General features: G+C 64.1%; 21 protein-coding genes. 6 read left to right on the top strand and 15 right to left on the bottom strand.

The features are described 5' to 3' along the window. Window positions 1-173: 173 nt before the first annotated feature. Entirely contained in the window at window positions 174-1,052 is an 879-nt protein-coding gene (locus JQ567_RS33935) for a UTP--glucose-1-phosphate uridylyltransferase (RefSeq protein WP_212442851.1), read from the bottom strand. Between the two features lie 223 nt (window positions 1,053-1,275). Here JQ567_RS33935 and JQ567_RS33930 point away from each other — a divergent pair, with 223 nt between their 5' ends. Both JQ567_RS33930 and JQ567_RS33925 read left to right on the top strand, forming a co-directional pair. Beyond that, window positions 1,276-2,700, top strand: coding sequence for a lytic murein transglycosylase (locus JQ567_RS33930; protein ID WP_212442850.1), 1,425 nt, complete (start codon window positions 1,276-1,278; stop codon window positions 2,698-2,700). A 158-nt stretch (window positions 2,701-2,858) separates the two neighbouring features. Then, on the top strand, window positions 2,859-4,556 hold the full coding sequence (locus tag JQ567_RS33925; RefSeq protein WP_212442849.1) for an SGNH family hydrolase: 1,698 nt from the start codon (window positions 2,859-2,861) through the stop codon (window positions 4,554-4,556). Between the two features lie 222 nt (window positions 4,557-4,778). On the opposite strand, the gene JQ567_RS33920 is transcribed toward JQ567_RS33925, so the two are convergent. The 3 genes from JQ567_RS33920 to JQ567_RS33910 form a co-directional block, all read right to left on the bottom strand. After that, window positions 4,779-5,177 (bottom strand): CsbD family protein, encoded by a 399-nt coding sequence (locus JQ567_RS33920; RefSeq protein WP_212442848.1) that lies wholly within the window; start codon window positions 5,175-5,177, stop codon window positions 4,779-4,781. Window positions 5,178-5,255: 78 nt separating this feature from the next. Next, window positions 5,256-5,990, bottom strand: coding sequence for an SDR family NAD(P)-dependent oxidoreductase (locus tag JQ567_RS33915; RefSeq protein ID WP_212265517.1), 735 nt, complete (start codon window positions 5,988-5,990; stop codon window positions 5,256-5,258). Continuing rightward, complete coding sequence (locus JQ567_RS33910) at window positions 5,987-6,520, bottom strand: GNAT family N-acetyltransferase (RefSeq protein ID WP_312017510.1); 534 nt, start codon at window positions 6,518-6,520, stop codon at window positions 5,987-5,989. The genes JQ567_RS33915 and JQ567_RS33910 overlap by 4 nt, the downstream gene beginning before the upstream one ends. A gap of 109 nt (window positions 6,521-6,629) precedes the next feature. On the opposite strand from JQ567_RS33910, the gene JQ567_RS33905 reads away from it, so the two are divergent. Together JQ567_RS33905 and JQ567_RS33900 are read left to right on the top strand one after the other, a co-directional pair. After that, window positions 6,630-7,409 carry an SDR family NAD(P)-dependent oxidoreductase gene (locus tag JQ567_RS33905; RefSeq protein ID WP_212442847.1) on the top strand — a complete coding sequence of 260 codons (780 nt, stop codon included), beginning with the start codon at window positions 6,630-6,632 and terminating at the stop codon, window positions 7,407-7,409. 96 nt (window positions 7,410-7,505) lie between these two features. Then, a complete protein-coding gene (locus tag JQ567_RS33900; RefSeq protein ID WP_212442846.1) occupies window positions 7,506-8,393 on the top strand; it encodes a TauD/TfdA family dioxygenase in 888 nt (295 codons plus the stop codon). A 143-nt stretch (window positions 8,394-8,536) separates the two neighbouring features. On the opposite strand, the gene JQ567_RS33895 is transcribed toward JQ567_RS33900, so the two are convergent. From JQ567_RS33895 to JQ567_RS33885, 3 genes are all read right to left on the bottom strand, one after another. Then, window positions 8,537-9,472 (bottom strand): GTP-binding protein, encoded by a 936-nt coding sequence (locus JQ567_RS33895; protein ID WP_212442845.1) that lies wholly within the window; start codon window positions 9,470-9,472, stop codon window positions 8,537-8,539. Window position 9,473: 1 nt separating this feature from the next. Then, window positions 9,474-10,964: an amidohydrolase family protein gene (locus JQ567_RS33890; protein WP_212442844.1), complete on the bottom strand. Its 1,491-nt coding sequence runs from the start codon at window positions 10,962-10,964 to the stop codon at window positions 9,474-9,476. A gap of 257 nt (window positions 10,965-11,221) precedes the next feature. Beyond that, window positions 11,222-11,857: a YqgE/AlgH family protein gene (locus JQ567_RS33885; RefSeq protein ID WP_409363650.1), complete on the bottom strand. Its 636-nt coding sequence runs from the start codon at window positions 11,855-11,857 to the stop codon at window positions 11,222-11,224. Window positions 11,858-12,019: 162 nt separating this feature from the next. On the opposite strand from JQ567_RS33885, the gene JQ567_RS33880 reads away from it, so the two are divergent. Together JQ567_RS33880 and JQ567_RS33875 are read left to right on the top strand one after the other, a co-directional pair. After that, window positions 12,020-12,859: a protein-disulfide reductase DsbD domain-containing protein gene (locus JQ567_RS33880; protein WP_212442842.1), complete on the top strand. Its 840-nt coding sequence runs from the start codon at window positions 12,020-12,022 to the stop codon at window positions 12,857-12,859. Window positions 12,860-13,105: 246 nt separating this feature from the next. Next, window positions 13,106-14,479: a polysaccharide biosynthesis C-terminal domain-containing protein gene (locus JQ567_RS33875; RefSeq protein ID WP_212442860.1), complete on the top strand. Its 1,374-nt coding sequence runs from the start codon at window positions 13,106-13,108 to the stop codon at window positions 14,477-14,479. A gap of 123 nt (window positions 14,480-14,602) precedes the next feature. Here the strand turns inward: JQ567_RS33875 and JQ567_RS33870 are convergent, their stop codons facing one another. The 8 genes from JQ567_RS33870 to JQ567_RS33835 form a co-directional block, all read right to left on the bottom strand. Next, a complete protein-coding gene (locus tag JQ567_RS33870) occupies window positions 14,603-15,391 on the bottom strand; it encodes a 3-hydroxybutyrate dehydrogenase (protein ID WP_212442841.1) in 789 nt (262 codons plus the stop codon). A 5-nt stretch (window positions 15,392-15,396) separates the two neighbouring features. Next, a complete protein-coding gene (locus JQ567_RS33865) occupies window positions 15,397-16,575 on the bottom strand; it encodes a DUF3734 domain-containing protein (RefSeq protein WP_212442840.1) in 1,179 nt (392 codons plus the stop codon). Between the two features lie 104 nt (window positions 16,576-16,679). Further along, a complete protein-coding gene (locus tag JQ567_RS33860) occupies window positions 16,680-17,177 on the bottom strand; it encodes a CAP domain-containing protein (protein ID WP_212442839.1) in 498 nt (165 codons plus the stop codon). A 191-nt stretch (window positions 17,178-17,368) separates the two neighbouring features. Next, window positions 17,369-18,418: a sulfate/molybdate ABC transporter ATP-binding protein gene (locus tag JQ567_RS33855; RefSeq protein ID WP_212442838.1), complete on the bottom strand. Its 1,050-nt coding sequence runs from the start codon at window positions 18,416-18,418 to the stop codon at window positions 17,369-17,371. After that, the gene (gene cysW / locus JQ567_RS33850; RefSeq protein WP_212442837.1) at window positions 18,408-19,370 is read right to left on the bottom strand and encodes a sulfate ABC transporter permease subunit CysW; all 963 of its coding nucleotides are present in this window, start codon (window positions 19,368-19,370) and stop codon (window positions 18,408-18,410) included. The genes JQ567_RS33855 and cysW overlap by 11 nt, the downstream gene beginning before the upstream one ends. A 7-nt stretch (window positions 19,371-19,377) precedes the next feature. Continuing rightward, window positions 19,378-20,184 (bottom strand): sulfate ABC transporter permease subunit CysT, encoded by an 807-nt coding sequence (gene cysT, locus JQ567_RS33845; protein WP_283813791.1) that lies wholly within the window; start codon window positions 20,182-20,184, stop codon window positions 19,378-19,380. Between the two features lie 64 nt (window positions 20,185-20,248). Next, window positions 20,249-21,250, bottom strand: a complete 1,002-nt coding sequence (locus JQ567_RS33840) for a sulfate ABC transporter substrate-binding protein (RefSeq protein ID WP_212442836.1) — start codon at window positions 21,248-21,250, stop codon at window positions 20,249-20,251. 110 nt (window positions 21,251-21,360) lie between these two features. After that, a complete protein-coding gene (locus JQ567_RS33835; RefSeq protein ID WP_249165903.1) occupies window positions 21,361-22,053 on the bottom strand; it encodes a phosphoadenylyl-sulfate reductase in 693 nt (230 codons plus the stop codon). Window positions 22,054-22,060: the final 7 nt, after the last annotated feature.

Genomic DNA, 22,060 nt, shown 5'->3' with positions numbered 1-22,060 from the left:
ATGACGGTCGTAACTTGAGAGCTCGTCATTCCGGGATGGTCCGCAGGACCAGACCTCAGGTGCGCAATTGCGCACCGGGGAAGCTCGAGATCCCCCGATGTGCAATTGCACATCTGAGGTTCGATGCTTCGCATCGCCCCGGGATGACTTTAAAAGCGCGTGCGCTTTTAAAGTCATTTCTCCAGATACTTCTTCATCTCGGCGCGCAGGCCGTCGCGCAGATCGGCGCGGGCCATGCCGTAGGCGATGTTGGCGCGCAGGAAGCCGGGCTTGGAGCCGCAATCGTGCCGCTCGCCCTCGAACTCCAGGCCGTAGAATTTCTGCGTCTTGGCAAGCGCTCGCATCGCGTCGGTGAGCTGGATCTCGCCGCCAGCGCCGCGCTCCTGGGTCTCGAGAATCTTGAAGATTTCCGGCTGCAGGATGTAGCGCCCGGTGATCGACAGATTTGACGGCGCGGTGCCTTTCGCCGGCTTCTCCACCATGCCGTCGACCTCGAACATCTTGCCGGTGCGCTTGCCGACGCCGCAGATGCCGTATTGATGGGTCATGTCTTCGGGGACAGCCTCGACCGCGAGCACGTTGGATTTCTCACCGAGCTTGTTCGCGGCCTCGATCATCTGCGCAAGACAGCCCGGCGTGTTCAGCACCAGTTCATCCGGCAGCACCACCGCGAACGGTTCGTCGCCGACGATGTCGCGCGCGCACCAGACCGCATGGCCAAGACCCAGCGGCGCCTGCTGCCGGGTGAAACTGGTGGCGCCGGCGGCGGGCTGGTCGCGCGCCAGGATGTCCTGCTCGGCCTTCTTGTTGCCGCGCGCGGCGAGCGTGGTGTCGAGCTCGAACATGCGGTCGAAATGGTCCTCGATCACGCCCTTGTTGCGCCCGGTGACGAAGATGAAATGCTCGATGCCGGCTTCCTTGGCCTCGTCATAGACGTATTGGATCAGCGGCTTGTCGACGATGGTCAGCATTTCCTTCGGCATCGCCTTGGTGGCGGGCAGGACGCGGGTGCCGAGACCGGCGACCGGGAAGACGGCTTTGCGGATTTTCATGGGAATATCGGTAGTCCCTTAAGCGTGAGGAGTATGCGTGTTGGCATGTTGGTAGCCCGTTTGCAGCCGGGAACAAAGGCGGATGTGTGGTGCGGCAAAGTCCGCGTCCCGCTTTGCGCCCCCTTGCGGCGGAAAAGGGGAAGAAACAAATTCCGGCCTTTGTTAAGCTGTTGGAAACCGTGACAGGGCCTTGTGAAACGGGACCTTAGAGGGCGGAGACGACATGCGTTGGACGGGAACCGCGGTGACCTACCGGACCGCCGCGATCATCATTGCGGTGACGCTGCTGCATGCTGTTTTTTACACCCAGGCTTTTGCCCAATCATCCGGCAACAACGGCGTCTCGAACTTCTTCGGCAACATCTTCGGCCAGAAATCAGCCACCTCGCCGCAGGCGCAGGCAGCGCCTGCCCCGGAAGGCGCCCCCTCCGCGCCATCAGCACCATCCGCACCGCCGCCCTGGAGCGGCGAAGACGGCGGTTCGGGCCATCCGCTGATGACCGCAGCTGCAATCCGGCAGGCGGCGGCGAATTTTCCCAATTGCGTCGCCGCGATGTGGCCCGATGCCGCACGGCGTCACGTGACGCAAGCGAATTTCGAGCGCTTCACCGCGGACCTTGCGCCCGACCTGCGCATCATGGACCTGATGGATTCACAGCCCGAATTCACCAAGGCGATCTGGGACTATCTCGACATCCTCGTGAATGACAACCGGCTCGCCAAGGGCCGCGAGATCCTCGCCAAGTACAAACCGCAATTCGACGCGGTGGAAAAAGCCTATGGCGTCGACCGCTACGCGATCGCGTCGATCTGGGGCATCGAATCGAACTACTCGACGCAGATGGGCGATCGCAACGTGCTCAATTCGACCGCGACGCTGGCCTGCATCGGCCGCCGCCAGGGCTATTTCAAGGACGAGTTCCTGACCGCGCTGGAGATCCTGAACCGCGGCGATCTGCGTCCCGAACAGATGCGCGGCTCGTGGGCCGGCGCGTTCGGGCCGACGCAATTCATGCCGACCGCCTTCAAGCGCTACGCCGTCGATGCCGATGGCGACGGCCGCCGCGACGTCGTCGACAATCCGGCCGACCTGATCGCCTCGACCGCCAACAACCTCAGGAAGGACGGCTGGCAAACCGGGCAGAGCTGGGGCTATGAGGTCGTGCTGCCCAAGGGTTTCAACTTCATGCTGGCCGACAAGGCCAAGGCGATGACGGTTGCGCAGTGGGAACAGCAGGGCCTGCAGCGCGCCGGCGGCAAGCCATTCCCGAATCCGACCGAGAAGGCCTATCTGCTGGCGCCGGCCGGCGCTGACGGGCCAGGCTTCCTGATGCTGCAGAATTTCCGGGTGATCATGAAATACAACCCGGCCGAGGCCTATGCGCTGGCGATCGGGCATTTCGCCGACCGCCTGCGCGGCGGCGCGCCGTTCGTGCAGCCCTGGCCGCGGCAGGAACGGGTGCTGTCGCGGGCCGAACGGCTGGAACTACAGCAGCTCCTGGCCCAGCGCGGCTTCTACCGGGGCACCCCGGACGGCCAGTTCGGCGGCATGACCCGCGAGGCGCTGCGCGGCTTCCAGGCCTCGATCGGGGCCCCTGCGGACGGATTCGCCTCCTCCGACGTGCTGGAGCGGCTGCGGGGGCGCTGAACCGGCGGTTTGGCCCCAAAAGTAACTCTGTAGCCCACATTTTCGGGCCGCCCTTGACGGCTGCGGCCGTTGCCCGATTTATGGCAAGGAATATGCCCGCTTGCGGCCTGATTCCGCTATTATAACTGCACCTTCACAACCCATTGCGACCGAGCCGGATGCAAAAGCCAAAGTCCTTTTTCCGCGTGTTCACCGAAACCGGTCCGCTGACTGCGGTGGCGGTGGCGATCGCGCTGTTGATCGGGATCGCGGGACCTGCGTCCGCGCAGTTCTTCAATTTCGGCGGCTTCGGCGGTCCGCAGCAGCGGCAGGCGCCGCGCAACAACAATGGCGGCTGGTTCGGCGGCGACTTCTTTACACCGTTCCAGCAGCAGGCCCCGCAACAAGCGCCGCGCCAGGATTTCTCCAGGGCGCCGGCGCCCGCCAAGCGCGACACCGCGCCCGAACGGAACGTGCTGGTGCTCGGCGATGCGATGGCGGACTGGCTCGCCTACGGTCTCGAAGACGCCTACTCCGAACAGCCCGACATGGGCGTGATCCGCAAGCATCGGACCGTATCCGGCCTGATCAAATATCAGCCCAGGGGTGAGCCGTCCGATTGGGCCGCCGCTGCGCGCAGCATCCTCGCCAACGAGAAACCGGACGCCATCGTCATCATGCTCGGCCTCAACGACCGCGTCGCGATGCGCGAGCCCGCGGTCGATAAATCAAAGAAAGACGACAAGAAAACCGCCAAGCCGGCCGACACCAAACCCGAAGCCAAACCCGGCGCGAAACCGGAAGGCTCGGCGGATACCGCCGCCAAGCCGGATGACAAGCCGGCCGATGCCGAAGCCGCCGACGATGCCGACAGCGATACGCCGCAGGCCGCACCCGAGAAGAGTTCGCGCTCGGCGGGCGGGCTCTACGAGTTCCGCGACGATCGCTGGGTCGAACTCTACGCCAAGAAAATCGAAGAGATGATCGGCATCCTGAAATCCAAGGGCGTGCCGGTGCTGTGGGTCGGGCTACCCGCGGTGCGCGGCGTCAAGGGCACGTCCGACTCGCTGTTCCTCAATGCGCTCTATCGCGACGCATCGGCCAAGGCCGGCATCACCTATGTCGATGTCTGGGATGGCTTTGTCGACGAGGCCGGCCGCTTCCTGCAGAAGGGCCCCGACTTCGAAGGCCAGATCCGCCAGCTGCGTTCCTATGACGGCGTGTATTTCACCAAGCCCGGCGCGCGCAAGCTCGCGCATTATGTCGAGCGTGAAGTCACCCGCCTCTTGGCCTCCCGCTCCGGACCGATCGCACTGCCGGTCGAACCGGCGACGCCCGACGCCAACGCCGTGCCGGGCCAACCGGCGCCGCGGCCGCTGGCCGGGCCTATCTTGCCGCTGGTGGCCTCCTCCGTCGGTACCGATCAATTGCTCGGCGGACCGGGCACGCGTCCCGCCGCGGTCGATGCGCTTGCCGCACGAACGCTGGTGAAGGGCGAGCCGCTGGCGCCACCGGCCGGCCGCGCCGATGATTTCGCCTGGCCGCGCCGCGAGATCGGCCGCGAACAGGCCAAGGAACCGGGCAAGGATCAAGCCAAGGGTGAATCGCCGGTCGCTGCCACCGCACCTGACGGTACGGTCCCGGCAGCCGCGCCCGCCGCGCCGCCGAAACCCCCTGCGCCGAAGCGGCAATTCCGTCCCGCGCAGACCGAACAGCCGGCATTGCGCGATTTCTTCGGCGGCTTCGGTGCGCCGCCGCCGCGCCAGATTGCGCCAGCGCCGCCGCGCGCGCCTGGACCCATCGCGCCTGGCGTGCCGCGCCCGCCGGCTAACGTCGGGCGAGCAGCAGAAGCCCCGGCAGGCGCGTTCACGCGATAACGATAAGCATGAGACATTCCGGGGCGCGCTGAAAGCGCGAGCCCGGAATCTGGAAGTTATCGCGAAGGTATCGCGCGAGATTCCGGGGGCGATGCTTTCGCATCGAACCTCAGATGCGCGAGTGCGCATCGGGGAATCTCGCGCAACAATCTCTGGATTCCGGGTTCACGCTTCGCGTGCCTTCAGGTGCGCAATTGCGCACCGGGGAATGACAAGCGAGGCTCAGCCGTAATACCGCCAGCGCGATGGCGGCGGGCGGCGCGGCTGTCGGGTCATCAGCAGCGCCAGTGCGAATCCGATTCCGCCTGCGACTAGGAGCGCGCCGAGCGGATTGTCCTGCACGGTTTTCGCCATCGCCTTCTGGCCGTCGCGGATGGTGTCGCCGCTGTTGTCGTAGGCGTCCTTGACGGTGTCCACAGCATCCTTGGCGTAGTTGGCCGCAGCATCGGTGGCGTCGCGCGCGGCGTCCTTGGCCTGGCCGTACAGATTCTGCACCGTGCCTGCCGCCTCGCGCGCGCGGCTTTCGGCCTGCGTTTTGGCATCGCCCGTCATACTACCGACAGCGCCTTCGACCTTACCGGCGAAATCCTTGGCCGAACCTGCAATTCGATCCTTGTCCATCACGATCACTCCCTGTTTTTCAGAGGAAGTAACCGACGAGACCCTTGCAAGTTCCTGCGTCTATTGGATGAGCCCGGTCTATAGGATAAGCCCGCCATCGACCACAATGGTCTGGCCGATGACGTAGGACGCCAGCGGTGATGCCAGGAACAGCGCGGCGCCGGCCATGTCGGCGGGGGTGCCGAGACGCTTCAGCGGAATCCGTTCGAGCGCGCCTTCAAGCCGCTTCGGATTTGATGTCGTCGCCTTGGTCATCTTGGTGTCGACCAGGCCCGGCGCGATGCCGTTGACGCGGATGCCGTTCTCGGCCCATGCCTCGCCGAGCGTGCGCGTCAAGCCGACCGCGCCGGTCTTCGAGGCATTGTAGGCCGGATTGCCCATGGTCGAATGATAGGCCGCGGTCGAACTCACGATGATCAGTGATCCCTTGCTGGCGCTCAGCATCGCGTGAAATTTCGTCGCGCAGGCCATCAGGCTCATCAGGTTGACCTCGAGCACCTTGCGAAAGCCATCCATTTCGAATTCGCCGCGCCGGTAGATCACCGCGCCCTGCGCCAGCACCAGCACGTCGAGGCCGTCGAACGACGGCTTGAATTGCTCGATCGCCTGCGCGTTGCTGACGTCGAGCTGCGCATATTCGAGACCTTGAAGGTCCGATCCTTCGCCGGCGAAGTAATCCGCCGCCTTGGCGCGGGTGCCGCAGACCGCGACGCGCGCGCCCTTGGCGCGGAATGCCTGCGCGATGCCGTTGCCGATCCCGCTGGAGCCGCCGACCACCAGCACCTGCTTGCCGCTGAAATCGAGTTCGTTCATCGGTGCGTTTCCTTTTGTTGTTGTGGATCGAGGAAGTTGACCATGAGAACCTCGTCGTAATATCGCCCGTTGTGCTTGAGGGCTTTCTTTTCATAGCCGTATTCGACGAAACCCATCGCGCGATAAAGTTTTCGCGCGCTTTCATTCTCGCTCACCACAGTCAGTTGCACCAGCTCCACGCGCCCGCGCGCATGGTCGAGCACCGCCGCAACCAGGCTTTTTCCGAGCCCCATGTTCCGCACCGCCGCCCGGACATACATGGTCCAGAGGCGCCCCTTGTGCGCCTGCTTCAAATTTTCCTGTGCGGAATATCCGGCTATTCCGACGAGCGTCCTATCGAGGAACGCAGCGAAAATATCCGCAGTGCCAAGCCTCGCCTCGAACCACGACAGCGGCTCTGCGCTTTCTTTCTCGAACATGCTGCCGAAGGCTTCAGGATTTTTCTGCAGCGCCTCCAGCCGGATGTCCCGGTAAAGCGCGGCGTCCGAAACCTGCAGGCGGCGAATTTGCAGTCCGGGAATATTGTCCACCGTTGCACCTGTTACTGCCTGGTTTGACCTGTCTGCGGATCGGTGCCAGCCTTGTCAATCCTGCAACGCAATGCACAAATCCCGCGGGCATTTTAGGTCAGATTCCGCCATGTCAGATTTCAGAGAGCTCAGCCGTTCGGTCAAGGGCCTGACCGTTCTCGTCACCGGCGCCGCGAGCGGCATGGGCCGCGCCACCGCGCTGGTGTTCGCCGCCGAAGGCGCCAACGTTGCCGTCACTGACATCAACGCCGAGGCCACGCAGGCGGTCGCCGATGAAATCAAAGAAAGAGGCGGTAGCGCAAAGGCCTGGACGCTCGACGTCGCCAAGGCCGATGACATCATCAAAGTCGTCGGCGGGATCGCGGCGCATTTCGGCGGCCTCGACATCCTGATCAACAATGCCGGCCTGTCGCTGCGCGCCGCGATCGACGCGGACGGCTATGACGAGGCGTGGACCAAGGCGCTGGCGGTCATGCTATCAGCGCATCCGCGCATCATTCGTGCCGCGCTGCCGCATTTGCGCCAATCCAAGTGCCCGCGCATCGTCAACATCGCCTCCACCGAAGCGCTCGGCGCCACCGCAACGAACAGCCCGTACGCGGCCGCCAAAGCCGGCGTCACCGGCCTGACCCGCGCGCTCGCCGTGGAACTCGGCCGCGAGGGCATTACGGTCAACTGTATCTGCCCGGGACCGATCCGGACCGGGATCACCGAGCGGATTGCGGAGGAGCACAAGACCATCTTCGCCAAACGCCGCACCGCACTCGGCCGCTACGGCGATCCCGAGGAAGTCGCCCATATGACGTTGAGCCTGTGCCTGCCGGCCGCTTCATACCTGACCGGCGTGGTTATTCCGGTGGACGGCGGGTTGATGGCGCGAAACGCGTAGCGGGCATGCAGCCGAAACGTTGACTTGGTCCCGTCAGGGAGTAGTTTTTTACCAAACAAAGCGGGACAACCGCCCGCCGCTTTACGGAGAAACGCCATGACGGTCACGATCCGGCAGCTCGGCAAGCATTTTTTCGGCGAGGTTTCCGGCGTCGATCTGCGTAAGCCCCTGACGCCGCAGGAGGCCGCCGATATCGAAGCCGGCATGGACAAATACGCCGTGCTGCTGTTTCGCGACCAGAACATTACCGACGAGCAGCAGATGGCGTTCGCGCTGAATTTCGGCGAGCGGGAAAATCCGCGCGGCGGCAGTGTCGTCAAGCCGGAGGATTCGCGGCTGCAGACCGGGCTCAACGACGTCTCCAACCTCGACAAGGACGGCAAGCCGCTGCCGCGCGACAGCCGCATCAACCTGTTCAACCTTGGCAATTGCCTGTGGCATTCCGACTCATCGTTCCGCCCGATTCCGGCGAAGTTCTCGCTGCTGTCGGCGCGGGTGGTGAACCCGAAGGGCGGCAACACCGAATTCGCCGACATGCGCGCGGCCTATGACGCGCTCGACGACGAGACCAAGGCCGAGATCGAGGACATGATCTGCGAGCATTCGCTGATGTATTCGCGGGGATCGCTCGGCTTTCTCGACTACACCGATGAAGAGAAGCAGTTGTTCAAGCCGGTGCTGCAGCGGCTGGTGCGCACCCATCCGGTCCATGGCCGCAAGTCGCTGTACCTCTCGTCGCATGCCGGCGCCATCAAGGGCATGACGATGCCGGAAGCGCGGCTGTTGCTGCGCGACCTCAACGAGCACGCCACGCAGCCCGAATTCGTCTACGTCCACAAATGGACGCTGCATGACCTCGTGATGTGGGACAATCGCCAGACCATGCATCGCGTGCGGCGCTACGACCAGTCGCAGCCCCGCGACATGCGCCGCGCCACGGTGGCAGGAACGGCACCGACGGTGGCGCAACAGGCGGCGGAGTAGATTGCTGTCGTCCCGGCCTTGAGCCGGGACCCATAGCCACCGGCGGCAATTGGTTGGCGCGGTAGCCGTTATTTTTCTTTTTCAACAATGGTGGCCGCGGCGTATGGGTCCCGGCTCAAGGCCGGGACGACACCGTTGGTGTACTAAGCGTCTCCAGCCTCAACGCAGCCTTCCATGATCCCATCGATCTCGGCGCGCGAGAGAACGCCGATCTCGGCAACGAACACCATCCGGGTCCGGGGCATTCCCGCTGGCAGCGGCCCGCCCGGCGCCAGCGTCGCGCGTCCGCCGGCGAACTGAAGCAACATCAACCTGCCGGGCTGCTCCACGGATTCGAACAGCCCCTTCGCCCGCGCCAGCTTCGGCGCGAGCCGATTGATCGCCGCCTGCAATCGGGACAACGACAGCGGCCGTTCCGACGTCCAGCTCAGCGCCTCGAAGCGATCCGTCGCTGGCCGTCGCTGCCCCGGCTGGCGTGGCATCGGCGCTCGATCCGGATCCGAAGGGAAGAGCAGCGCCATCGGAACCTCGCCGTGCGGCGCATCGACCAGCACCGCAGCCGGACGTATCGCGCGGATCGCATCGCGGACCGGCGTGTGGCTGGCCGCGTCCACGAGGTCCACCTTGCTCAGCGCGATCACATCGGCCGCCCGTATCTGGGACCGCAGCAGGGCGTCGTCGAACCTGGCGACCGAAGTCGTGGCGTCCACGACGCACAGCACCGTTTCCAGCGGCGCCTCGCGCCAGATCACCGGATCCATCAGATTGCGCACGATGTCGATCGGATCGGCGACGCCGCTGGTTTCGATCACGATGAATTCCGGACGCGGATCACGCCGCAACAAGCCAGCCAGCGTGCGCAAGAGGTCGCCTTCGAGCGAGCAACAGATGCAGCCATTGCTCAGGCTCACCACGCCGTCGGCGGCGCCGGTGATCAGCTCCGCATCGATATTGATCGCGCCGAAATCGTTGACGACGGCGGCAATCCGCCTGCCCCCGGCATGCGCCAGCAGATGGTTCACGACCGTGGTCTTGCCCGCCCCGAGGAAGCCGGCCACGAGCACGACCGGGACCGGCACCTCAGCCTCCGGTAACGGGCCGGCGCACCGGCTGGCCGGGCCGCGCCGCCACATCGAGCACGCCATCCGATATCAGCGGCTGGCCGCTGACCACCAGATGGCGCACGCCTTCCGACGGGCGATTCATCGCCGAGAACGTCGCCCGGTCGCTCAGCGTTTCGTAATCGAACACGACGATGTCGGCATCCGCACCCGCCTGCAGCCTGCCTTTCGCGTGCATCGCCGGCGTAGAGGCGCTAAGAATTTCCGCGGGGATCAGTGCGCATTTTCGGATGCCTTCGAGCAGCGACACTTTGCGGCGCTCGCGCACCCACTCGCGGATGAAGCGCGTGAAGCAACCCGCCGAGCGCGGATGCGAGGTCGCGTCATCAGGCAGCGGCCAGGCGTCGCCGGTGTAGGCGCGGCCGTCCGTCAGCGTCCAGGGCATGGCGTCGGAGGCGATCGCGCCGCCGGGATAGAGCACCGCCATGTCGAGGAGGTCGCGATGATGCGCGTTATTGTCGATATCCAGAACGTGCCACAGAACCAGCGTGGAAGGTTCGGCGGCCTGTGCCGCCAGCAGTTCCTGCCGGTCGCGGAAGCGATGCCCGTCGGTCACCCGCTGCACGGAATCATAGCCGAGGCCGTTGCGCGCCTCGAATTCGGGGTCGCTGAAGAACGCCGCCGCCAGCACCGTCGAGCCTGTGCCATAGGGATAGGCTTCGACCGTGATGGGCAGCCCCTGCGCCTGCGCCTTGGCGACCAGCGCGACGCAACGCTCGATGTCCGTCTTGCTGGAAGAATTGAAATGGCAGATGTGCATGTGCGCGCCGGTGGCGCCGGCATAGCCGATCAGGCGGATATAGGCTTCCGCAGCGCTCTCCGGATCGATGCGCGACATGTAGGCGACGTGGGTGAAGGTCGGCACCTCGCGCGCCGCCGCCAACTGGCACACGGCGGTCAGCTCCTGCACGCCGGCGCCCGGGGCATAGGCGTTGAGGATGCCGATGCCGATGCCACCCTCGCTCAGCCCGCCCGCGATTCGCTCGAGGATGCCGGCCACTTCGGTATCGCTGGCGACGTTGTCGATCCAGCGGCGGTCGCGCATCGCATTGCCGAACGCCTCCAGCGAGCTTTCCGCGTTGGAGCCGGTCATCGCACCGATACGTGCGAATGCCCAGTTGACCGCGGCGCCGTAGTTCAGCACGCGGCCCTTCGCGGCCTGGCGCTGATACCAGGATGCGACCGGCAAGACGCCCGCCTCGAGGTCGAGCGACGTCGTGACGCCGTCGAAGGCCTGCATGCGGTCGGCCGGTATCGACTGGCCGTGCGCGTGCAAATCGATGAAGCCGGGGGCCACGACCAGGCCGGTGGCGTCGATGGTGCGCTCGGCGCTGCCAAGCCCGGTGCCGACGGCGGCGATCTTGCCATCAAGCACCGCCACATCGCCGATGGCGTCCATCCCGCTGGCCGGATCCACCACCCGGCCACCCGTGATTACCAAACCCGCCATCTCGTCACTCCCGCGCACTGAATACCTGTTCCCTGCGAAGCCGCTCAGCTTCGATGGCGCCCCATAGAGGCAGATTTTCGGACAGGCAACAACCTCTGCCGGCAGGAGGGCACGTCTTCGACAGAGTAGACCCGCGCTTCAAACACTACTCGTCATACGCGGGCTTGACCCGCGTATCCATCAACTGCGCAAAATGCTTTTCTTAGGGGATGGATTGCCGGGTCAAGCCCGGCAATGACAGTCGGGGGCAATGACAGTCAGGCGTGCCCGGCTTCGTTCGACAGCATCGCCAGATCGATGCCGATCTTGCGCAGCGCACGCTGGTATTTCTCGTCGACGTCGTCGCCGAAGATCAGGTCCGCGTCGGCGGCGCAATGCAGCCAGCCATTGTGCTGGATTTCGTCCTCGAGCTGCCCCGGCGCCCAGCCGGCATAGCCCAGCGCCAGGATCGCGTGCTTGGGTCCCGAGCCCTTGGCGATCGCTTTCAGGATATCGACGGTCGCGGTCAGGCAGATGCCGTCGTCGATATTGAGCGTGGCATCCTTGATGAAGAAATCGCTGGAATGCAGCACGAAGCCGCGGCCGGTATCGACCGGACCTCCCTTGAGCACCTTCATGGTCTCGGCATTTTCCGGCAGCGTGATCTGGTCCGATGTCTTGATGATATCGAGCTGCACCAGGAGCCCCGGGAAATCGATGCTGCCGGCCGGGCGGTTGACGATAATGCCCATCGCCCCCTCGGACGAATGGGCGCACATGTAAATGACCGAGCGCTCGAAGCGCGGATCGCCCATGACCGGCATGGCGATCAGCAGCTGGCCGTCCAGATAGCCTTCACCGGACGAATTGTCGCCTACGCCGGCGGCTTTGCGGCGCGCGGCCTTCGGTGCCATCTTCGGTGTCTTGCCTTCAGGGCTCATCCGCAAAGGCCTCTCTTGCTGATTCATATCCTGATATCGGGTGGCGGTTCTGTCAATCAAGCCGGGCGTCGTATTCGACCGCGGATCACAAGCAATTCAATGGTTTGCGGCCAAACTTGCCTGTAAAGACGTCTGATGACCGTGATAGTTCCCATGCGGGCCGCGCTCGGCATTGCCGCCACTCTGGCTGTCGCATGCACGGCCATCGAGGTTCGCGCCGAGGATGCCTCGCCCTGGCAGCGCGACACCCATTCCGCGATCCGGCTGCTGGCGGGATCGCGCAGCGGCGCGGTGCTGCTCGGCGGTATCTCCATCCAGCTGCAGCCGGGGTGGAAAACCTATTGGCGGACGCCCGGCGATTCCGGTGTTCCGCCCCGCTTCGATTTCTCCAAGTCGGACAATGTCGAAGCGGTGACGGTGTTGTGGCCGGCGCCGATGAAGTTCGATGACGGCGCGGGCGGCGTCTCGCTCGGCTACAAGCAGCAGGTCGTGCTGCCGCTGCGGATCGTCGCCAAGAACACCGACAAGCCGGTGACGCTGCGCGCCGACATCAACTACGCGGTCTGCGACAAGCTCTGCATCCCGGTCGATGCCAAGGCGGAGCTGGCCTTTGCCAGTGTGGCAAGCACCGAGGACGGCAATCTGTCCGATGCGCTCAACGCGGTGCCGAAGCCGGCCAATGTCGGCGACCCCAATCCCCTCACCATTCGCGACGTCAAGCGCGAGGGCAAGGCCAACGTGCTGGTCGACGTCACCGCGCCCGGCGGCAAGGAGGTCAGCCTGTTCGTCGAGGGGCCGACGCCGGACTGGGCGTTGCCGATTCCGAAGCTGATCGAGGGCGGTCCGCCCGGCGTCAAACGCTTTGCCTTCGAGCTCGACGGCCTGCCGCCGGGCGCGAGCGCCGACGGCGCCGCGCTGAAACTGACGCTGGTCGGCGGCGACCGGGCCTATGAGTTCAATGTGAATTTGAATTAGTTGTCGCCCCGGCCTTGAGCTCAGATGCGCAATTGCGCATCGGGGGGCCCATACGCCGCGGCGGATGTTTTTAAGTGCCGCGGGTAGACGCTTTTTTCATGCAACTACGCCCTGTGGTTATGGGTCCCGGCCTTCGCCGGGACGACGCGGAGATTGGATCACCCAACCGAATCTTAACGAATCGTTGATACATCGGAGCATCGCCGCCGCCTCGCGGCCTTTCGAGGATGCCTTGCTGTGGCCGTGATGGACACCGAATCCGCCTCCGCTTCGCCTGCCGGCCCGATCGCGCGCCTGCGATCGCTGCTTCGCGGTCTCTTTGGTGGTTCGGGCGAAGCTTCGCTGACAAAACGGCTGGCCGGCACGATCTTCATCATCCGCGTCGTCAGCGCCGCGCTCGCCTATTTCTCGCAGATCCTGCTGGCGCGCTGGATGGGCGGCTCGGATTACGGCGTCTATGTCTATGTCTGGACCTGGGTGCTGCTGCTCGGCAGCATGATGGATTTCGGCATCTCGGCGTCCGCGCAAAAGATCATTCCGGAATACCGCACCAGCGGCCAGCACGCGCTGCTGCGCGGCTTCCTCTCCGGCAGCCGCTGGATGACGTTCGCGGTGTCGTCGCTGATCTCGCTGGCGCTGGCGGGCGTGGTGAAAACACTGTCGCCGTGGATGGAGCCCAACACGGTTCTGCCGCTCTATATCGGCTGCCTGACCCTACCGGCCTTCGTCGTCGCCAACACCCAGGACGGCATCGCGCGCTCGCATGACTGGATGCGGCTGGGCCTGATGCCGCAATTCATCGTGCGCCAGTCGCTGATCATCGGCCTCACCGCCGGCGCCTTTGCGCTCGGTTTCAATCTCGGCGCCACGGTGGCGATGCTGGCCAGCGCCGCCGCGGTGTGGCTCGCGATGATCGGCCAGATGGTGGTGCTGAACCGAAGGCTCACCGGCCACATCGAACCCGGCGCCAAGGCCTATGACTTCCGCGGCTGGCTCGCGGTCTCGCTGCCGATCCTGCTGGTCGAGAGCTTCTATCTGCTGCTCTCCTACACCGACGTGCTGATGCTGCAGCAATTCCGTTCCTCGGAGGAAGTCGGCGTCTATTTCGCGGTCGTGAAGACGCTGGCGCTGGTTTCCTTCATTCACTACGCGATGTCGGCAACCACAGCGCACCGCTTCGCGGAGTACCATGCGCTCGGCGACAAGGCCCGGCTGTCGGCCTATGTGGCGCACGCGATCCAATGGACGTTCTGGCCCTCGCTCGCGGCCACCATCGCGCTGCTCGCGCTGGGCAAGCCGCTGCTCTGGCTGTTCGGGCCGCAATTCGTGGTCGGCTACGACATCATGTTCATCGCCGCTATCGGCCTCGTGGTGCGTTCGGCGATCGGCCCGGTCGAGCGGCTGCTCAATATGCTCGGCCACCAGCACATCTGCGCGCTGGCCTATGCGCTCGCCTTTGTCATGAACGTGGTGCTGTGCCTGCTGCTGGTGCCGCGCTACGGCGGCCACGGCGCCGCGGCCGCAACCACGACCTCGCTCGCGTTCGAGACCGTGCTGCTGTTCTGGATCGTCCGGCAGCGGCTCGGCCTGCACGTGCTGGCATTCGGGAAGCGGGGCTAATCCCTCCGCGTCATGCCCGGGCTGGACCCGGGCATCCATCACCTTCGCAAGAATTTTTCGACTTGATGGATTGCCGGGTCAAGCCCGGCAATGACAAGTGCTAACGTCAGGACCCAAAGACGCCTACTCCGCGGTCCAGCCGCCGTCGATCGAGAGGTTGGCGCCGGTGATCTGGGCGGCATCGTCGCCGCACAGGAACAGCGCCAGGGCCGCGACCTGCTCGGAGGTCACGAATTCCTTGGTCGGCTGCGCTTCCAGCAGCACGTCGTGGATGACCTGCTCCTTGGTGAGGTTGCGCGCCTTCATGGTGTCGGGAATCTGCTTCTCGACCAGCGGCGTCCAGACATAGCCGGGGCTGATGCAGTTGCAGGTGATCTTGTGGGTCGCCAGCTCCAGCGCCACCGTCTTGGTGAGGCCGGCAATGCCGTGCTTGGCCGAGACGTAGGCCGACTTGAACGGCGAAGCCACCAGCGAATGCGCCGAGGCGGTGTTGATGATACGGCCCCAGCCACGCTTCTTCATGCCGGGCACCGCGGCGCGGATGGCATAGAACGCCGACGACAAATTGATCGCGATGATCGCTTCCCATTTCTCGGGCGGAAACTCCTCGATCGGCGATACGAACTGGATGCCGGCGTTGTTGACGAGGATATCGACCGAACCGAACGTCTTCTCGCCGAGCGCGATCATCTCGGCGATCTCGGCGGGCTTGGTCATGTCGGCGGGCGAATGCACGGCCCGGACCTTGAAATCGGTCTCGATGCCGGAACGCTCCTTCTCGATATCGGACGGCACGCCCATGCCGTTGAGAACGATATTGGCGCCGGCGGCGGCGAAAGCGCGCGCGTAAGCCAATCCGATGCCGCTGGTCGAGCCGGTCACAACGGCGGTCTTGCCCTTCAAAATACCCATTCTGGTCACTCCTTTTTCTTGCCTTCGGGGGCGCTGGAAACGTCCCTCGTGAGATCGTAGGTCACCATGGTCTCCCCGGACTGCGGCCGTTCTAGCCATTCTTTGTGACGCATCGACAAATGCACGTCGCGGGCACCCGCGTTCCAGTGCTCGACCACCCCGACATGCGAGAAATCGTAATCCTTGGACGAGGATTCGTAGTTCTTGCTGCGGTAGATCAGGTGCACCACCGTGACGGTGTTTTCCTTGACCGCATTGCACAGTATCGCCACCGACGGATCGCTCTTGAGATCATCGGGCAATTTGGCGATCAATTCACGGAGCGCCTTGCGTGTGTTGTGCACCTGCTTGTTCTTGTCGGTGTTCATCCGGGTACGGCTGGAAAAGCGGATGTCTTTCTCGCGCTCGGCGGCCTCCAGCAGCGTGGCCGGCAGATCGCCGCGCGCGCTGAACAGGTCGACCTGGAAGATCAGCAGATCGCGGTCGCTTTCCTCATCCAGCACGAAATCGAGCGGCGTGTTGGAGGCGATGCCGCCGTCCCAGTAATGTTCGCCATCGATGAGGATGGACGGAAAACCCGGCGGCAGCGCGCCGGACGCCATGATGTGCTCCGGCCCGATCTTCTTGCCGAGCTTCTTGAATTCCACATTGTCGAAATATTTGAAATTGCCCGAGGTCACGCCGACGGCGCCGACGCTGAGCCGCATCTTCAGATCGTTGATGCGGTCGAAGTCGACCAGGTGTTCCAGCGTCTTCTTCAGCGGTGCAGTGTCGTAATAGCTCAGCGATTGCGGGCTGCCCTGCGGCCACAGTGGCGCCGGCGGAAGCCGCGGCGTGAAAAATCCGGGCACGCCGAAGGTCGCGATCAAAGCGGCGCTGGTCTCGTTGAACAGCGACCGCGCGCGGTCACCCGGCGTAATCGGATTCCACGACACCGGCGACGACACCATGTCCCAGAATTCCTTCAGGCGGTCGACGCGTGTCGCCGGGTCGTTGCCGGCAATGATCGCGGCATTGATCGCGCCGATCGAAATGCCCGCCACCCATTCCGGCTCGAAGCCGGAACGGCACAGCGCCTGAAAGGCGCCGGCCTGGTAGGAGCCGAGCGCACCGCCGCCTTGCAGCACCAGCACGCGTTGCGCTTTGGCGGGCGTCGTTGCGGGCGCGGAGCCGGAACTGTCCATCGTGACCGTCAACTAGAGGGCAATAGCGTTGGTACCGTGGCGGCAGTTCGCGACGGCGTCAATCGGCGAGACCTAAGCAAAGATCACGCCTAATTTATCAGGCCCTAGGTTGACGCAAGAATGAGCGTCCAGAACACCTTGTATTTGGTGTTGGGAGCATAAATCGCCGCGATGCCCAATTTTGTGACACCGTTCTTGAGCATGTTGGCCTTGTGCGGCGGCGAGTCACGCCAGCCCGAAAACGCTTCCGCCAGCGTGTGATAGCCGGCCGACACATTTTCAACCGCGAGCTTGGCCGGATATCCGGAAGCGCCGAGGCGCTTTTCCAGCGGGCCCTTGACGTCATGATCGAGCTTGTTGCGCCTGGCCATCGCCTGCGATTGCGCTTCGGCGAGTTTCATCAAGTCAGGGTCAACAGCCACGGCGGCAAGGCCGTTGTTCTGGCGGTAGAGCGAAATCATCGAGGCCGCGGCTTGCGGATCCAGCGTGGCGCCGCCATTGGCCATGCTGAGATACATGGTCGGCTGGTCCGGCGCCCTGGCGGTGTCGGCCATGCAGCCGCCCAGCAACAAAAGTCCAGCTATCGCGGCCGCGGCGCGCATGAATCAACCCCCGTGATGTCACGCAGTTGTTGCATACCAACCGTGGCTGAATGGTGAACGTGGGGCTAATTTTGCGGCCATTCCGCGGCGTGACCTCGTAGCCCGGATGTAGCGCAGCGAAATCCGGGGTCGCTCGATCCGTTACCGACGACCCCGGATTGCACTACGCTCCATCCGGGCTACGACAGCCTTTAATCCTGGGCCGCAAAAATACGGTAGCGGCGGGGCTGCAGGCTGACGATTTCGCCGGCCTGGAGTTCCCGGTCGCGGGGGGCGTCGATCTCGATGATGGTCTTGCCCTCGCCGGCTGACAGCGCCACCTCGGCCCGCTGGATCGGACCGAACGAACGGACATGGCGCACGGCGCCCTCCAGCGAACCGGACCCGGCGGGCCCGATCTGCATGTCATGACGCCGCACGAACAGTTTCGAGGCCCCGGAAGCCGCGCCATTGGCGGCGATATTGAGCGGCCGGCCGCCGAGCCGCACCGAGCCGCCGCTGACATCCACCGGCAGCACGATCGATTCGCCGATGAAGCCATGCACGAACGCGGTCGCCGGATGATCATAGACCTCGCCGGGCGTGCCGATCTGCTCGATGCGGCCCTTGTCCATGACGACGACGCGGTTGGCGACTTCGAGCGCCTCTTCCTGGTCGTGGGTGACGAAGATCGAGGTGACGTGGATTTCCGAATGCAGCGAGCGCAGCCATTGCCGCAGCTCCTTGCGCACCTTGGCATCGAGCGCGCCGAACGGCTCGTCGAGCAGCAGGATGCGCGGCTCGATCGCAAGTGCACGCGCGAGCGCGATGCGCTGGCGCTGGCCGCCGGACAACTGGCTGGGGTAGCGGTCGGACAGCCAGTCGAGTTGCACCAGATCCAGCAATTCCTTGACGCGGGCGCGGATGGTGGCCTCGTCCTTGCGAATGGCGCGCGGCTGTACCCGCAGGCCAAAGGCGACGTTTTCGAACACCGTCATGTGGCGGAACAGCGCATAATGCTGGAACACGAAACCGACGTGGCGCTCGCTCGCGCCGCGCGCCAGCGCGTTCTCGCCGTCGATCAACACCTCGCCGGCATCCGGCCAGTCGAGCCCGGCGATGATCCGCAGCAGCGTGGTCTTGCCCGAGCCGGAGGGACCGAGCAGCGCCAGCAATTCGCCCTGGTCGACTTTCAGGTCGACATTATCGAGCGCAGCGAAGCTGCCGAACTTCTTGACGATGTTTTTGACTTCAATGGTCACGCGGTTCCTGTCCTTCGTCCAGACGTCGCTCGAGAACGGTCTTCACGACCAGCGTGATCAACGCCAGCATTGCCAGCAGCGACGCGATCGCGAACGACGCCACGAATTGATATTCATTATAGAGGATTTCGACCAGCAGCGGCATGGTGTTGGTCTCGCCGCGGATATGGCCGGACACGACAGACACCGCGCCGAACTCGCCCATGGCGCGCGCATTGCACAGCAATACGCCATAGAGCAGGCCCCATTTGATATTGGGCAGGGTGACGCGGAAGAAGGTCTGCAGACCTGACGCACCGAGCGAGATCGCCGCCTCTTCCTCCTGGGTGCCCTGTTCCTGCATCAGTGGGATCAGCGCCCGCGCCACGAATGGAAACGTCACGAAGATGGTGGCGAGCGCGATGCCGGGCACGGCGAACAGGATGTGAACGTCATGCGCCTGCAGCCATGTGCCGAAAAAGCCCTGCGCACCGAACAGCAGCACGAAAACGAGACCCGAGATCACGGGGCTGACCGAGAAAGGCAGATCGATCAGCGTGATCAGGAAGGTCTTGCCGGTGAAATCGAACTTGGCGATCGCCCAGGCCGCGATCACGCCGAACACCAGATTGAGGGTGACGGAGATCGCCGCCACCAGCAGCGTCAGCTTGATCGCCGCCAGCGCCTCCGGCTCGGCCAGCGCCGCCAGATAGGCGCCGATGCCCTTGGAAAAGGCGCTTGCGAACACCACGACCAGCGGCAGCACGACGAACACCGACAGGAAGGTGACCGCGAGGGTGATGATGATGAAACGGACCGGCCCCGGCTCGGTACGCAGATTGTCCGGCGATGTCCCGGTGCGCGGGCCCGCGCGCTCGATGCGGGAGGGCGGCGGGGAAACGGTGAGGTCCGCCGTCGGGGCATAGGCCCGCAACTCGGTCGCTGACGTCACCACACTCGATTGCGTCGACATCGGTCCCTCAATGCGCCGGAATACGGGTTTGGGCCCAGCGCTGCAGGCGATTGACCGCGAAGATGATCAGGAACGACGCCAGCAGCATGACAACCGCAATCGCGGTCGCATCGGCGTAGCGGAACTCGGAGAGCCGGATCACGATCAGGAGAGGCGCGATTTCCGACACGTTCGGCAGATTGCCGGCAATGAAGATGACGGAGCCGTATTCGCCGACCGCGCGCGCGAACGCCAGCGCAAATCCGGTCAATAGCGCCGGGATCAAACTCGGCAGGATCACCCTGAACACGGTGTGCCAGCGGTTGGCCCCGAGGCTTGCCGCCGCCTCCTCGATTTCGACGTCGAGATCGATCAGGACGGGCTGAACCGTCCGCACCACGAAGGGGATGCCGATGAACACCATCGCGATGAAGATCCCGATCGGCGTGAACGCGACCTTGATGCCGAGTTCGGCCAGCGGCGCACCGAGCCAGCCTTTTTGCGCAAACAGCTGCGTGAGTGCGACGCCGGCGACCGCGGTCGGCAGCGCAAACGGGATATCGACGATGGCGTCGAACAGCCGGCGGCCGGGAAAGCGATAACGCACCAGCGCCCAGACGATGATGGTCCCCATCACCAGATTGACCAGGGCGGCGAGAAACGAAAGCCCGAACGAAATCTTCAGCGCATTGAGCGTGCGGCGGCTGGTGATGATGCCCCAGAACTGATCGAGGCTGAGCTCGAACGTCTTGAGGAACAGGCCGGCCAGCGGCAACAGGATAATAATGGAGAGCCATGTCAGGGTCAGTCCCATGGTGAGACCAAACCCCGGCAAGCTGCTCCGCCGTGCCACCGCTATGCTCACAAGTCCCCCTGATTGCTCGGTAAATCGCCCCAGATCAGTTCTTGTAGATCTGGTCGAAAATACCGCCTTCCGCGAAATGTTCCTTCTGCGCCTTTGCCCAACCACCGAAAACGTCGTCGATCGTGAAAAGTTCGACCTTGGCGAAAGATTTTTCGTATTCCTTGGCGATCTCCGAATCGCGCGGACGGTAGGAATTGCGTGCGGCGATTTCCTGACCTTCCTTGGTATACCAGTATTTCAGGTAGGCTTCAGCCGCCGCGCGGGTGCCTTTCTTGTCGGCCACCTTGTCGACCACGGAGACCGGCGGCTCGGCCAGGATCGACAGCGGCGGCGAGACGATCTCGAACTTGTCCTTGCCGAATTCGCGCTGCGCCAGGAACGCCTCGTTCTCCCACGCCAGCAGCACGTCGCCGACACCGCGCTCGACGAAGGTCACGGTCGAGCCCCGCGCGCCGGTATCGAGCACCGGCACGTTCCTGAAGAGGTCGCCGACGAATTTTTTGGCCTTGTCGGACGAACCGAATTTTTTCTCGGCATAGCCCCATGCCGCCAGATAGTTCCAGCGCGCACCGCCTGATGTTTTCGGGTTCGGCGTGATGACGCTGACGCCGGGTTTAATCAAATCGTCCCAATCCTTGATGGCCTTGGGATTGCCCTTGCGCACCAGAAACACGATCGTCGACGTGTAGGGCGAGGCGTTGAGCGGCAGGCGCTTTTGCCAATCCGGCGCCACCAGGCCCTTGCCGGCGATCGCATCGATATCATAGGCCAGCGCCAGCGTGACCACGTCCGCCTGCAATCCGTCGATCACAGAACGCGCCTGCGAGCCGGAGCCGCCATGCGACTGCTTGATCTCGACGCTCTTGCCGGTTTCCTTACTGTAAGCAGCAATGAACGCCTTGTTGAAATCAGCATAGAGCTCGCGCGTTGGATCGTACGACACGTTGAGCAGCGACACATCGGCGGCGAGCGCAGAACCTGCCCAGAGCAGTCCCGCGACGAGGGGCAGAATACGACGGAACATCTCAATCTCCATTCGGCCTGATGAAGGATATCACCGGAACACGCGGGACATAACTCACGGTGAAGTGGCCTTTAGTCAACGAAACCGCTTTTCATTGTTTGCGGCGGTGCAGCGTCATTGTCCTATGAAGTCTTGATCGTGTGGATGCCGCATTCTGTCTTGGCTCTTCCGCGCCAGCGACCGGCACGCGCGTCCTCATCAGGCGAGGTCCGGCTGCTGCACGGCATGCATCCGACCGACAGGTAGCCCGACGCCATCAGCGGATGCGGCGGCAATTTCGAAAGCTGGTAGATCGCCTCGATCTCTTCGCGCGCGACATTGGCGAACGGGTTGAATTTCAGCCTGGCGCCGTCGTCTTCGACGACCGCCATCTCGGCGCGCAGGCCGCCCTGGAAGCGCTTGCGGCCGTTGATCCAGGCCGAGAACGGCGCCAACGCCCGCGCCAGCGGCTCGACTTTGCGAATACGGCAGCAGGCGTCGGGATCGGAGAACCACAATTCGCGGTCCGGATCCTCGCGCGACAAGGTTTCTTCCAGCGGCTTGATCGAGCGGACGTCGCGCAGGCCGAGCGTTGCAATCAACGTGTCACGATAGGCCAGCGTCTCCTCGAACAGCCAGCCGGTGTCGAGGAAGATCACGGGAATCGCCGGATCGACGTCTGCCATCACCTTGAGCAGTGCCGCCGATTCGGTACCGAACGACGAGACCACCGCCAACTTCTCGCGGCCGACGGTCTTCAACGCCGCTTCAATGACTTCCGCGGGCGAGGCACTGCGGAGCGCGCGATCGAGCGCCTGCGCCGGCGACAGGTCCAAAGCTTTC

The sequence above is a fragment of the Bradyrhizobium sp. AUGA SZCCT0431 genome (assembly GCF_018131065.1).
Classification (GTDB): Bacteria; Pseudomonadota; Alphaproteobacteria; order Rhizobiales; family Xanthobacteraceae; genus Bradyrhizobium.
Note: the sequence above shows the minus strand (reverse complement) of the source record. Positions and strands in the feature narration are given on the sequence as shown.